The sequence below is a fragment of the Streptomyces solicavernae genome, from assembly GCF_029968095.1.
Classification (GTDB): Bacteria; Actinomycetota; Actinomycetes; order Streptomycetales; family Streptomycetaceae; genus Streptomyces; species Streptomyces solicavernae.
The window spans coordinates 19,880-32,644 of sequence record NZ_JASCIR010000003.1 but is presented as its reverse complement, the minus strand read 5'-3'; the positions used below and the strand labels follow the sequence as shown (position 1 = coordinate 32,644).

Here is a 12,765-nt window from a genome sequence, read left to right as displayed (position 1 = left end):
TGCGTCCAATGCATGAACGAGCGAGAATCAATCCCATGGCGCATGAGAGCAGATCACGGCGGCGGCTGTCGCAGAGCAGTTACCCGGAAGACATCACAAGGACCGTCGAGAGCGCCGCCGGCTCCTGGCCGTCGGTGCTCGCGCCGCGCCTCGCGTACTTCGCCGCGGTGGCCCGCACCGAGCACGTCACGCGCGCCGCGCACGAGCTGGGAGTGCCGCAGTCGACGCTGTCCCGGGCCCTGGTCAGGCTCGAACAGGACCTGGGCGTCGACCTGTTCGCCCGCCACGGCCGTACGCTCTCGCTCACTCCCGCGGGCCGTACGTTCCTCGCCTCGGTGGAGCGGGCGCTCGGCGAGGTGGAGCGGGCGGCGGAGGCGGTACGGGCGGACGCGGACCCGGAGGCCGGGAAGGTCGCCTTCGGCTTTCTGCACACCATGGGCTCGGAGACGGTGCCGGGGCTGCTGCGGGAGTTCCGCGTGCACCATCCGCGGGTGCGGTTCGCGCTGGTGCAGGGGTACGGCGAGTGGATGCTGGAGCGGATGCGCGCGGGCGAGCTCGACCTCTGCCTGACCTCGCCGGTGCCCAACGCCCCGGACCTGGTCGCGCGCCGCCTGGACGAGCAGCGGCTGCGGCTCGTCGTGCCGGAGGACCACCGGCTCGCCGCCCGCAAGCGGGTGCGGCTCGCGGAGGCGGCGGAGGAGGCGTTCGTGACGCTCGAACCGCCCTTCGGACTGCGGCGGATCACGGACGACCTGTGCGCGCAGGCGGGGTTCAGGCCGCGGATCGCGTTCGAGGGCGAGGAGGCGGAGACGCTGCGCGGGCTTGTCGCGGCGGGCCTGGGCGTGGCCCTGCTGCCGCCGCCGGCGTTCGCCCGTCCGGGCGTGGTCGAGCTGACGGTGACGGCGCCCCGGGCGGTACGCGAGATCGGCGTGGCCTGGCTGGCGGACCGCCCGGTGCCGCCTCCGGTGGCGGCGTTCCGGGAGTTTCTGCTGGGGCGGCGGGGGCGGTTGCTGGCGTAGGCGTAGGGGGCGGCGTGCCCCGTACTTCCGACAGGCGTGCCCCGCACCCCCGACAGGCGTGCCCCGCACCCCCGGCTACCCCCGCAAGGACCGCCCGAACCCGGAGGCCAGAGGCATGCGCAGCCCCAGCGGCGGCGGAGCCGCGAGGGCGTCCGTGACCGGGCGGGAGAAGGGGCGCCCGAAGAGTGCCCCGAGCACGAAGTCCGCCGCGAGCGCCGCCACCTCGGCCCGGTGCTGATGCAGCCCGTGCCCGTCCGAGTGGACCTCGAACCGGCACGTGTCCCGGTTCGCCTTCTTCACCCGCTCGGCGAACCGGAACGACAACTCCGGATCGGTCCGCTCGTCGTTCGTGCCGTGCACGATGAGCACCCGCCGCCCGCTCAGCTGCTTCACCGGTTCGGGCGCCACCGCGACATCGTCCTCCGGCAGCCAGGGGGCCAGCGCAAGGACGGAGTTGACGGCCGGATGGTCCGCGGCGTGCAGCGCCGCGCGGCCGCCCATGTCGAGGCCGGCGAGGCACACCGGTACGTCGCCGTAGCGCCGTACGACCTCCTCCACCGCCCAGCGGGCCGCGCGCGCCGGCAGCTCGTCCGTGCCGTTCCAGCCGCGCCGCCCGTAGTGCACGACATGGCCGACAAGCCCCTCCGCGCGCCCCGCCCGCACCAGGTGCCGCCCGAGCACGCGGGCCGTGTTGACGGCCAGCGGCGAGGGGCGGCGCGCGGACACCTCGGCGCCGCCCGGCAGCAGCAGCACCACACCGCTGACGGCGGAGCGCTCCGCGCCGATGAGACGCCCAAGTCGGGTGCCGGGTAAGGGCATTGCTTGCTGAGCCATGGCAGAACACTCTCAGAAGCCCGGATGTACGGAACCCCAAGTACCGGTCACTGTTCCGTATCGACACGGCCCCCCGCTGCCGGGCCGTTTCCGGGCTGCTGCCGTGCCGCGCGAGCCACGGTTCGTATCGAAGAGTGGTACAAGCGCAGACATCTACGCGCGTAGGCGGTACAGTGCCGAGATGACGAGCCAGACCACTCCCGCACCGGCCCCGGAGCAGATCCGGCGGGCCCCGAAGGTGCTGCTGCACGACCATCTCGACGGCGGCCTGCGCCCCGGCACGATCATCGAACTCGCCCAAGAGGTGGGGTACGAGGCACTGCCCGAGACCGAGGCCGACAAGCTCGGCATCTGGTTCCGCGAGGCCGCCGACTCCGGTTCGCTGCCGCGCTACCTGGAGACGTTCGCCCACACCTGCGCCGTCATGCAGACCAAGGACGCCCTGTTCCGGGTCGCCGCCGAGTGCGCCCAGGACCTCGCCGAGGACGGCGTGGTCTACGCGGAGATCCGGTACGCGCCCGAGCAGCACCTGGAGAGGGGCCTCACCCTCGAAGAGGTCGTCGAGGCGGTCAACTCCGGCTTCCGCGAGGGCGAGCGGCGCGCGAAGGCCAGCGGTCACCGGATTCGCGTCGGCGCCCTGCTCACCGCGATGCGGCACGCGGCCCGCGCCCTGGAGATCGCCGAACTCGCCAACCGCTACCGGGACTTGGGCGTCGTCGGCTTCGACATCGCGGGCGCGGAGGCAGGCTTCCCGCCCACCCGGCACCTGGACGCGTTCGAGTACCTGAAGCGCGAGAACAACCACTTCACGATCCACGCGGGCGAGGCCTTCGGCCTTCCGTCCATCTGGCAGGCCCTGCAGTGGTGCGGCGCGGACCGGCTCGGCCACGGCGTCCGCATCATCGACGACATCCAGATCGCCGACGACGGCACGGTCAAGCTCGGCCGCCTCGCCTCGTACGTACGCGACAAGCGCATCCCGCTTGAGATGTGCCCGACGTCCAACCTGCAGACGGGCGCGGCCAGTTCGTACGCCGATCACCCCATCGGGCTGCTCCGTCGGCTGCACTTCCGGACCACGGTCAACACCGACAACCGGCTGATGTCCGGCACGAGCATGAGCCGCGAGTTCGAGCACCTGGTCGGCGCCTTCGGTTACACGCTCGACGACATGCAGTGGTTCACAGTCAATGCGATGAAATCAGCGTTCATTCCTTTCGATGAACGACTGGCCATGATCAATGACGTGATCAAGCCGGGATACGCCGAGTTGAAATCCGAGTGGCTGTTCCAGCAGACCGCTTCGACCAGCGGTTCTGTCGACTGAGTGGGCTGATTGAGGTGAATCGAAAGGGCCGGGACATGTGTTCCCGGCCCTTTTTCGAGGCGTTTCGGTGTTTGCTGGCGCGTACGGCCCGTGGATAGCTTGCGAGACCGCTCAGCAAGTCCCCTTCACAAGGACGTATTCACCATGAAGCACTCTGCCGCCAAGACCCTCGGTGTCGCCGCTCTCGGTGCCGCTTTCGCCGCTGCCGGTGCCGGCAGCGCGTCGGCCGTGGTCCCGGGCCTGACCGACGCCGCCGGGACCGTCGGCAACGTGGCCTCCACCCTGCCCGTCGAGAACGTCGCCTCGGCGCTCCCCGGTGGCGCCGGTGAGCACCTGGCCACCGGTCAGGAGGCCGTCGCGGGCGGTCTGACCGCCGCGTCGCAGGCCGCCCCGGCCGGCGGCGAGGGCGGCGACCCGGTCTCCGGCCTGATCGGCGGCCTGCCCGTCGGCCAGGGCCTGCCCCTCGGCGGCTGATCCCGCCGGTCCGCACCGGCCCCCTTCCCGGCGCGGGCGACGACGAGCGGCGGGGTGCGCACTCCTCCGGGAGCGCGCACCCCGCCGCTGTTGTGTGCGTACGGGCCGGGTGCGTACGGGCCCGGGTGCGTACGGGCCCGCGTGCGTACGGGCCCGCGTGCGTACGGCTACCAGGCGGGCGAGGCGGGTCCGGCCTTCTTCTCCGAGGGCAGCAGCAGCCACAGCGCGAGGTAGATCAGGAACTGCGGTCCGGGCAGCAGGCACGAGACCACGAAGATCACGCGCATCGTCGTCGCGGAGGTGCCGAAGCGCTGGGCCAGCGCTGCGCACACTCCGCCGATCATCCGTCCGTTCCTGGGGCGAACAAGGGCGGTCATGGTGGCTCCTTCGCGTACGAGGACATCGTCAGGGTGTCTCCCGGGGTGCCTCCCGGGTGTCTTCGACGGTACGTCCGCGAAGCGGTGCAAAGCGTCGGGCTACGGGGCGATCCCGACCCTGGGAATCGTCGGGGTCGAACCCTGAGGCCCCTCATCCCTGGGGCGGTCCCGCACGGGTCCCCGGGACCGCCTGCGCAGCCGGGCGCGGGCCGCGGGGACGACGGCCAGGTGCGCCAGGGCCACCCCGAGCGGGTTGAGCCACAGCGAGTCGACGTCGACGACCTGACCCGGCACCCCGGTCTGCAGCAGCTCGATCGCCAGGGAGAGCAGCACGCCCACGGCGACGGTACGGGCCAGGGACGCCAGCGGGGAGACGTACAGGCGCCCGCCGACCAGCGGGAGCAGCACCCCGAGCGGGGCCAGGAGCAGCACGTGCTCGCCGATCCGGCGCGCCGCCTCGGCCGGGGCGAGCGCCAGATCCGCTCTGACCCCGGCCATCGGCTGCAGGTTGGGCGCGCTCACCCAGGGCACGTCCAGGGGACGCAGCGTCACCCAGGCGACGGACAGGAGATGCGCGAGGAGGAGGACGGCTCCCGCCACGCGGAGAGGCGGGCTGCCGCTTTGGCCTTGACACTGCACGCACCCCAAGACGCGCCTTCCCGTCACCACGGTTCCCGCGTCGGGCCGCCCCCGTCCCGCGGAGTGCCCCGTCGGGCCCTCCCCAGGGGCGCGGGGAACTGCGCGATCAGCCACCGAAGAGCCGCAGACGCGTCTGCACATGCACCACGCAGTTGCGACTGCGGCAGGTCGCGGGTTGCTCGCGCAGTTCCCCGTGCCCCTTCGGGCCGCCCCTTACGGAGTGACCGTCTCCGCCGGGGCGGGCACCGTGCCCGGGCGGGACCTGAGCTCGTCCGTGCACTCGTACCGCCGGAGCGGGGAGTCCTGCCCGGTCCCACCGAGCAGGACCGAATCGTCCCGCTCCGCGGCCACGCTCTGCGCGAAGGTGCAGACGATCTGCGCCAGCTCGTACGGGGACATCCGCTCCGGCGGCGTGCTGATCCGCAGCGCCTTCGGCGGGTCGTCGCCGCGCGGGCCGCTGATCTTCGGGTCGCCCTTGACGTCCGAGGTGAACCCGGCCTGCTCCTCGGCCTCGGTGAGCGGCTCGCGGAGTTCGGCGAGCAGGGCCTGGGCGACCTTGACCGGGTCCTCGGCGTCGGTGGCGGAGATGCGTACGGCGCGGTCCACGCGTACCAGCTGCGAGCCGCAGACGAGGAAGATCTCCTCCGGCAGGGTGCCGGTCCCGGTCCGGGTGGTGACGTCGGCCGCGGTGCTCACGCACGGCACCCGGGACGGAGCCGGGCCGAAGTCCGTCGGGACCTCCGTGGCGCGGATGCCGCAGCCCGCGGCGCCCGCGGCGAGCAGGGTGGCCAGGGCGGCGCGGACAGGCCCTAGGCGTGCCCGGGTGCGCGTGGGTGCCGTCATCGTTCCGCCTTCTTCGCCTGCTGTTCCGTGCTGCCGCCGTCCCCGTTGCCGGTGCTCTCGCCGTTCGGCAGGCGGAGGGTGAACACCGCGCCGCCGGCCGGGGAGTTGGCGGCCGTGATCTCGCCGCCGTGGATGTGGGCGTTCTCCAGGGCGATGGAGAGGCCGAGGCCGCTGCCCTCGGAGCGCGGCCGGGACGCGCTGGCCTTGTAGAAGCGGTCGAAGACATGCGGAAGGACCTCTTCCGGGATGCCGGGCCCGTGGTCGCGTACGGAGATCAGCAGGTCCTCGCCCTCCTCGCGCACGGACACGCGGACCGGGGAGCCGCCGTGCTTCAGGGCGTTGCCGATCAGGTTGGCGAGGATCACGTCGAGGCGGCGCGGGTCGAGGCGGGCGGTGATGCCGCGCTCGGCGTCCAGGTCGACGGCGTCCAGCCAGGCGCGGGCGTCGATGCAGGCGGTGATCTGGTCGGCGATGTCCACGTCGTCGAGGACGAGGCGGGCGGTGCCGGCGTCGAAGCGGGTGACCTCCATCAGGTTCTCGACGAGGTCGTTGAGGCGCCGGGTCTCGCTGACCACCAGGCGTACGGCCGGGGCGATCATCGGGTCGAGGCTGTCCTCCTCCTCTTCGAGCACCTCGGTGACGGCGGTGATCGCGGTGAGCGGGGTGCGCAGCTCGTGCGACATGTCGGCGACGAAGCGGCGGCTGGACTCCTCGCGGGCGCTCATGTCGGCGACCTTCTTCTCCAGGGACGCGGCCGTGGAGTTGAACGTCCGGGACAGCTCGGCGAGTTCGTCGGTGCCGGAGACCCTGAGGCGGGTGTCGAGTTTGCCCTCGCCGAGGCGGCGGGCGGCGACGCCGAGCCGGTGCACGGGCTTGAGCACGGTGGTCGCGGCGGCCTGCGCGAGCAGCGCGGCGCCGATCAGGGCGAGCGCGGTGGCGATCCCGAGGGACCAGGCGAGGGAGTTGAGGTCCTTCGCCTCCGGCGCGAGGGACTTGAGCATGTACCCGGTGGGCCCGCCGCCCATCACCCGCGTACCGCCCACGAGATACGGGGTTCCGCCCTCCACCTCGCGCTGCCAGAACAGGCGGTACGTTTTCTCGCCGGACTTCGCCGTCGTGGGCTGCCGGACGGCCTTGCGCAGCGCGTCCGGTACGTCGTCGAGGGTGAAGGCGTCCAGCTCGGAGGTGCCGACGACGGTCCGGCCGTCGGGGTCCTCGCCGATCAGGACGACGCTGTACCCCTGGCTGCCGTGGGCCATGTTCCGTGCCGCGCGGTCGAGTTCGTCCTGCGTGGGCCGGCGCGGCAGGGCGGCCACGCGGTCCTGCATGGCCTCCTTGAAGTCGCCGAGCGCGGCGTCCTGCGTACGCGTGAGCACGGCCTCGCGGTTGAGCCAGTACGCGATGCCGGACGCGGAGACGGCCGCGATCAGCGCGATCAGCGCGAACACGAGGACGAGGCGCAGCCGCAGGCTGGTGAGGCGGAGGCTGGTGAGGAACCGGCGGCTCCAGGTCTTGCGGGGAGCTGTCACTGAGGCGTGTCCAAGCGGTAGCCGACGCCCCGGACCGTGCGGATCAGCGTCGGGGACGACGGCACGTCCTCGACCTTGGCGCGCAGCCGCTGCACGCAGGCGTCCACCAGGCGGGAGTCGCCGAGGTAGTCGTGCTCCCACACCAGGCGCAGGAGCTGCTGGCGGGAGAGGGCCTGGCCGGGCCTGCGGCTGAGTTCGAGCAGCAGGCGCAGCTCGGTCGGAGTGAGCTGCAGGTCCTCGCCGTCCTTGGTGACCGTCATCGCGGAGCGGTCGATGACGAGCGAACCGAAGGCCGCCGCGTCGTTGGCCTCGCGTTCGCCGCGGCGCAGGACGGCCCGGATCCGGGCGTCGAGTACGCGGCCCTGCACGGGCTTGACCACGTAGTCGTCGGCGCCGGACTCCAGGCCGACCACCACGTCGATGTCGTCGCTGCGCGCGGTGAGCAGGATGATCGGCAACTGGTCGGTGCGCCGGATGCGGCGGCACACCTCGAACCCGTCGATGCCGGGCAGCATGACGTCAAGAACGATCAGGTCCGGGCGCTGTTCGCGCAGCAGCTTCAGACCGTCCTCGCCCGTGGCGGCGGTGGACACACGATGCCCCTGGCGCGTCAGCGACAGCTCAAGGGCCGTGCGGATGGCGTCGTCGTCTTCGATCAGCAACAGGGAAGGCACGTCGGTCATTCTGTCGCATCGGGCGGTGGTGTTTCGACAGTCGGACCGCTCCCAGTCCGCTCCCGGTCCGCTCCCGGTCCGCTCCCAGCCCGCTGTCCGGCGATCCCGGTGGCCGACAGGGCGACGGACAGGGCGACGGACGGGGCGACGGACAGGGTGACCGACAGGCGGTGCACAGGCCCCTGTGACAGGCCTGTGACAGTCGCCGGACAGCGCGATGAAAGTCGCGGGGCAGGCTTTGGGTCATCAGGGAAGGCGCCGCCCGGAAGGCTCGGGCGGAGCCGCTGGGCCAGACTCCACGACGGGGGGCGCGAGATGAACACACTGCACGGCACCAGCGCGAGCGCAGTTGTCACGCGTCTGCACGACATCACCACGCGGGGTGCGGGCCAGCACGAGAAGTCCGGGTCGGGAGTGCGGGGGTGCGCTCGCGGAAACGGACGACAGCACACCGGTTACATGACGGTGGTCGACTCCCGTGCTCAGCGCGGGGTCGGCAACGGGGGAGCGTCGTACAGGGAGGACTCGGGGGAGCGGACGTCCCTGTCGGAGGTGGAGTTCACCGCCTACGTCCAGGAGCGCCGCGCCTCCCTGTACGCCACCGCGTACCACCTGACCGGTGACCGGTTCGAGGCCGAGGATCTGTTGCAGAGCGCGCTGTTCTCGACGTACCGCGCCTGGGACCGGATCACGGACAAGGCCGCGGTCGGGGGCTACCTCCGCCGCACCATGACCAATCTGCACATCAGCGCGTGGCGCCGCCGCAAGCTGAACGAGTACCCGACCGAGGAGCTGCCGGAGACGGTGGGCGACACGGACGCGATGCGCGGCACGGAGCTGCGCACGGTTCTCTGGCAGGCCCTGGCCCGCCTCCCGGAACTGCAGCGGACGATGCTCGTGCTCCGCTACTACGAGGGCCGTACGGACCCGGAGATCGCGGACATTCTCGACATCAGTGTCGGCACGGTGAAGTCCAGCATCTGGCGCTCCCTGCGCCGGCTGCGCGAGGACGAGGTCCTCAGCTTCGGCCGTGACCTGGAGGAGTCCTTCGGCGAACTGGTGGCATAGCCACCGCGGGTCGAAGGCACGGGGGAACGGGATCCCACGGGGGAGTACGGGGGAGTACGGGGGAGTACGGGAACGGGATCCCGAAGGAGAAAGGAACGGGGGAAACGGGGGAAACGGGGGAAACGGGGGGACCTACGGGGAGCGCGGGTAGAAACAGGCAGCGGGACTGGGAGGCCGGGGGGCCTGCCGGTCCCGTCGCCACGTCACGCCGGATCCGGCGCCGAACTCCGCCGCGTACCGCGTGCGGACACGCACCGCCCCGCCGCCGCCGAGGCGAGCCGGCCCAGGGCCTCCTCCTTGCCGCACGGGTGCGCGCCGAGCGCGGCCTGCCGGGCCACCACCGAGCGCTCCGAGCGCATCAGCCGCCAGCCGCGCCGCAGCAGGAACGGCGCCGACTTGCGGCCCTCCCGCAGATCGCGGAGCAGCCGCCTGCGGAACGTCGTCGTGGGCCGCCCCCGCAGGCACAACGCGTCGGCCAGGACGCCGAGTTCACGTACGCGCTCCACGATGTCCGCGGCGAAGATGCCCTCGGCGATGAACAGCGGCGTGCGCTCGATGTCGAACATCTCCGCGCCGACCCGCGCGCTCACCGAGAGGTCGTAGACCGGCACCCGCGTACGCCCCGAACGGCACAGCTCGGCGATCGCGGCCACGGCGGCCTGAGCGTCCCAGGAGCCGGGGGAGTCCCAGTCGACGTCCCGACTGCCCGCGACCAGGGGGAGCGTGGGGTCGCCGGCCTCCTTGTAGAAGTCGTCGAGGCGCAGCACCGGGAGGCCGGAGCGGGCGGCGAGTCGGGTCTTGCCGGCGCCGGAGGGGCCGGTCAGCAGGACGACGCGCGTCGGTATCGGGGGATGGGCGTTCACGGAACACCAGTGTGAGGCATTCCCTCGCACAAGCGACCCCGCGGGGGAGTTCTTTGAAAGCCGCATCACGTCTCAATTACGCTTCGTGCTCACGCGATTACGCATTGATCACGGCCTGGACAGGTGGCGTACTCATGGCACGGCAGATGGCACGACATGCAGCATCCCGAAGGCCCGCGCACCGCACGCTGATGCGCGCCGGACTCACCCTCGCCGCGGCCGGCGCGGCGCTCGGCGCGGGCGGCGCGGCAACGGCGGGCGCGCAGCCGCTGCCGGTGAGCGAGGCGGCGGCCGGGCTGCTGGTCCCGCTGGGCGAGCTCGACCCGCAGGCGGCGGGCGCGGCGGTGACGCAGGCGCTCCCGTACGCGACCGGCCCGCTCAAGAACCTCCAGCTGGACCCGCTGGCGAACACCGGCGTCGACCCGCTGGACAACGCGGTCGGCACTCAGGTCGCCGACTTCGCGCCGGTGTCCACGGCGGCGGCGACCGGCCCGGTCGCTCAGGGCGGCACGCTCAAGGACCTGCCGCTGGTGGGCCAGGTGACGGGCCTGATCCCCGGCTGAGCCGACGGGCGGCGCAGACCGCGTCCCAAGCGCAGACGCGCCCCAAGCGCAGACGCGAGGCAAGCGCAGACGCGAGGCAGACGCGAGCGCCGGGCGGACCCCGACTGGGGCCCGCCCGGCGCTCGTTCGTACGGACAACCGGGTCCGTAGTACGGACAACCGGTTCCGTCGGTACGCGGAGCGGGGTCGTCCGTCCACACCCGAACCCGGGTCCGTCAGTACGCGGAGCCGGACGCGCCGAGCGATCCCGTCGGGTGCCAGACGGTCTTCGTCTCCAGGAACGCGGTGAGGCGGTGCGTGCCCGGGTCCGCGGACCAGTCCACAGGCTGTGGGCGGAGCACCCGCTTCAGGTTCTCGGCCGCGGCGACCTCCAGCTCCTTGGCGAGCACCTCGTCCGCGCCGCACAGGTCGAGCGCGTTGACGTCCTGGTGCGCGGCCAGCGGCGCCGCGATCTCCGCCGTACGGCCCGACAGGATGTTGACCACGCCGCCCGGCAGGTCGGACGTGGCGAGGACCTCGCCGAGGGAGAGCGCGGGCAGCGGTGCCCGCTCGCTCGCGATCACGACCGCCGTGTTGCCGGTGGCGATCACCGGGGCGAGCACGGAGACCAGCCCGAGGAGGGGCGACTCCTGCGGGGCGACGACGGTGACCACGCCCGTCGGCTCCGGCGAGGACAGGTTGAAGTACGGCCCGGCGACCGGGTTGGCGCCGCCCGCGATCTGCGCGATCTTGTCGGTCCAGCCCGCGTACCAGACCCAGCGGTCGACCGCGGCGTCCACCTGCGCGCCTGCCTTGGACTTCGACAGGCCCTCGGCGTCGGCGACTTCGCGCACGAACTGCTCGCGCCGGCCCTCCAGCATCTCCGCGACGCGGTACAGGACCTGGCCGCGGTTGTACGCCGTCTTCCCGGCCCAGCCGCCGAAGGCCTTGCGGGCGGCGACGACCGCGTCCCGCGCGTCCTTCCGGGACGACTGCGGGGCGTTGGCCAGCCACTCACCCTTGCTCGACGTCACTTCGTACACCCGGCCGCTCTCGGATCGCGGGAACTTCCCGCCCACGTACAGCTTGTAGGTCTTGAAGACACTGAGCCGCGCTTCGGACTTATCGGACATCGAGGTACGCCTCCAGACCGTGACGGCCGCCCTCGCGGCCGAAGCCCGACTCCTTGTAGCCGCCGAAGGGCGAGGTCGGGTCGAACTTGTTGAACGTGTTGGCCCAGACGACCCCGGCGCGCAGCCGGTCCGCGACCGCGAGGATCCGCGAGCCCTTCTCGGTCCAGATGCCCGCCGACAGGCCGTACTGCGAGTTGTTGGCCTTGGCGACGGCCTCGTCGGGCGTGCGGAACGTCAGCACCGAGAGCACCGGGCCGAAGATCTCGTCCCGCGCGACGGTGTGCGCCTGCGTGACGTTGGTGAACAGCGTGGGCGCGAACCAGTAACCGGAGGAGGGGAGTTCGCAGGGCGCGGACCAGCGCTCGGCGCCCTCCGCCTCACCGGTCTCGGCGAGTGCGGTGATCCGGGCCAGCTGCTCGGCGGAGTTGATCGCGCCGATGTCGGTGTTCTTGTCGAGCGGGTCACCGAGGCGCAGCGTGGAGAGCCGCCGCTTCAGGCTGTCGAGCAGCTCGTCCTGGATCGACTCCTGTACGAGCAGCCGGGAGCCGGCGCAGCAGACCTGCCCCTGGTTGAAGAAGATGCCGGAGACGATGCCCTCGACGGCCTGGTCGATGGGGGCGTCGTCGAAGACGATGTTGGCGCCCTTGCCGCCCAGTTCGAGCGTGACCTTCTTGTCCGTGCCCGCGACCGTACGGGCGATCTCCTTGCCGACGGCCGTGGAACCGGTGAACGCCACCTTGTCCACGCCGTCGTGCGCGACGATCGCCGCGCCCGTGTCCCCGTACCCCGGAAGGATGTTGACGACGCCCTTCGGCAGCCCCGCCTGGCGGCAGATGTCCGCGAAGAAGAGCGCGGAGAGCGGCGTCGTCTCGGCGGGCTTGAGGACGACCGTGTTGCCGGTGGCGAGGGCCGGGGCGATCTTCCAGGCCAGCATCAGCAGCGGGAAGTTCCAGGGGATGACCTGCCCGGCGACGCCGAGGGGGCGCGGATTCGCCCCGTACCCCGCGTGATCGAGCTTGTCGGCCCAGCCCGCGTAGTAGAAGAAGTGCGCGGCGACCAGGGGGAGGTCCGCGTCCCGGGTCTCCTTGATCGGCTTGCCGTTGTCGAGGGTTTCGAGGACGGCCAGCTCGCGGGAGCGCTCCTGGATGATCCGGGCGATCCGGAACAGGTACTTGGCCCGCTCGGCACCCGGCAGGGCGGACCACTTCTCGAAGGCCTTGCGCGCCGCCTTCACGGCCCGGTCCACGTCCTCGGCCCCGGCCTGGGCGACCTCGGAGAGCACCTCTTCGGTCGCGGGCGAGACGGTCTTGAAGACCTTGCCGTCCGCGGCCTCGCGGAACTCGCCGTCGATGAACAGGCCGTACGACGGGGCGATGTCGACGACGGAACGCGACTCGGGGGCGGGCGCGTACTCGAACACAGATGTCTGCTTGTCCATGGTCA

The 12,765-nt window shown here is 72.0% G+C and carries 14 protein-coding genes; 5 read left to right on the top strand and 9 right to left on the bottom strand.

Annotated features, from left to right (window positions below; all coding sequences use genetic code 11):
* The first annotated feature begins 35 nt into the window (after positions 1-35).
* Positions 36-1,019, top strand: coding sequence for a LysR family transcriptional regulator (locus QIS99_RS04980; RefSeq protein WP_282510865.1), 984 nt, complete (start codon positions 36-38; stop codon positions 1,017-1,019).
* Positions 1,020-1,094: 75 nt separating this feature from the next.
* Here QIS99_RS04980 and QIS99_RS04975 read toward each other — a convergent pair whose 3' ends face one another.
* On the bottom strand, positions 1,095-1,853 hold the full coding sequence (locus QIS99_RS04975; protein WP_282510864.1) for a prolyl oligopeptidase family serine peptidase: 759 nt from the start codon (positions 1,851-1,853) through the stop codon (positions 1,095-1,097).
* Positions 1,854-2,034: 181 nt separating this feature from the next.
* Between QIS99_RS04975 and QIS99_RS04970 the strand changes: the two genes are divergently transcribed.
* Positions 2,035-3,180 carry an adenosine deaminase gene (locus QIS99_RS04970; RefSeq protein WP_282510863.1) on the top strand — a complete coding sequence of 382 codons (1,146 nt, stop codon included), beginning with the start codon at positions 2,035-2,037 and terminating at the stop codon, positions 3,178-3,180.
* 144 nt (positions 3,181-3,324) lie between these two features.
* Complete coding sequence (locus QIS99_RS04965; RefSeq protein WP_282510862.1) at positions 3,325-3,654, top strand: ATP-binding protein; 330 nt, start codon at positions 3,325-3,327, stop codon at positions 3,652-3,654.
* Between the two features lie 167 nt (positions 3,655-3,821).
* Here the strand turns inward: QIS99_RS04965 and QIS99_RS04960 are convergent, their stop codons facing one another.
* The 5 genes from QIS99_RS04960 to afsQ1 form a co-directional block, all read right to left on the bottom strand.
* On the bottom strand, positions 3,822-4,031 hold the full coding sequence (locus tag QIS99_RS04960) for a PspC domain-containing protein (RefSeq protein WP_282510861.1): 210 nt from the start codon (positions 4,029-4,031) through the stop codon (positions 3,822-3,824).
* Positions 4,032-4,130: 99 nt separating this feature from the next.
* The gene (locus QIS99_RS04955) at positions 4,131-4,631 is read right to left on the bottom strand and encodes a VanZ family protein (RefSeq protein ID WP_282510860.1); all 501 of its coding nucleotides are present in this window, start codon (positions 4,629-4,631) and stop codon (positions 4,131-4,133) included.
* Between the two features lie 252 nt (positions 4,632-4,883).
* Complete coding sequence (locus QIS99_RS04950; protein WP_282510859.1) at positions 4,884-5,513, bottom strand: hypothetical protein; 630 nt, start codon at positions 5,511-5,513, stop codon at positions 4,884-4,886.
* The gene (locus tag QIS99_RS04945) at positions 5,510-7,042 is read right to left on the bottom strand and encodes a sensor histidine kinase (protein WP_282510857.1); all 1,533 of its coding nucleotides are present in this window, start codon (positions 7,040-7,042) and stop codon (positions 5,510-5,512) included. Before QIS99_RS04945 ends, QIS99_RS04950 begins: the two co-directional genes overlap by 4 nt.
* Positions 7,039-7,716 carry a two-component system response regulator AfsQ1 gene (gene afsQ1 / locus QIS99_RS04940; protein WP_282510855.1) on the bottom strand — a complete coding sequence of 226 codons (678 nt, stop codon included), beginning with the start codon at positions 7,714-7,716 and terminating at the stop codon, positions 7,039-7,041. Before afsQ1 ends, QIS99_RS04945 begins: the two co-directional genes overlap by 4 nt.
* A gap of 315 nt (positions 7,717-8,031) precedes the next feature.
* Here afsQ1 and QIS99_RS04935 point away from each other — a divergent pair, with 315 nt between their 5' ends.
* Positions 8,032-8,784: a SigE family RNA polymerase sigma factor gene (locus tag QIS99_RS04935; RefSeq protein WP_282510854.1), complete on the top strand. Its 753-nt coding sequence runs from the start codon at positions 8,032-8,034 to the stop codon at positions 8,782-8,784.
* Positions 8,785-8,987: 203 nt separating this feature from the next.
* Here the strand turns inward: QIS99_RS04935 and QIS99_RS04930 are convergent, their stop codons facing one another.
* A complete protein-coding gene (locus tag QIS99_RS04930) occupies positions 8,988-9,713 on the bottom strand; it encodes a nucleoside/nucleotide kinase family protein (RefSeq protein ID WP_282510853.1) in 726 nt (241 codons plus the stop codon).
* Positions 9,714-9,793: 80 nt separating this feature from the next.
* Between QIS99_RS04930 and QIS99_RS04925 the strand changes: the two genes are divergently transcribed.
* The gene (locus QIS99_RS04925) at positions 9,794-10,210 is read left to right on the top strand and encodes a hypothetical protein (RefSeq protein ID WP_282510851.1); all 417 of its coding nucleotides are present in this window, start codon (positions 9,794-9,796) and stop codon (positions 10,208-10,210) included.
* 215 nt (positions 10,211-10,425) lie between these two features.
* On the opposite strand, the gene QIS99_RS04920 is transcribed toward QIS99_RS04925, so the two are convergent.
* Both QIS99_RS04920 and QIS99_RS04915 read right to left on the bottom strand, forming a co-directional pair.
* Complete coding sequence (locus QIS99_RS04920; protein ID WP_282510849.1) at positions 10,426-11,322, bottom strand: aldehyde dehydrogenase family protein; 897 nt, start codon at positions 11,320-11,322, stop codon at positions 10,426-10,428.
* The gene (locus QIS99_RS04915; RefSeq protein ID WP_282511390.1) at positions 11,312-12,760 is read right to left on the bottom strand and encodes an aldehyde dehydrogenase family protein; all 1,449 of its coding nucleotides are present in this window, start codon (positions 12,758-12,760) and stop codon (positions 11,312-11,314) included. Before QIS99_RS04915 ends, QIS99_RS04920 begins: the two co-directional genes overlap by 11 nt.
* Positions 12,761-12,765 lie beyond the last annotated feature (5 nt).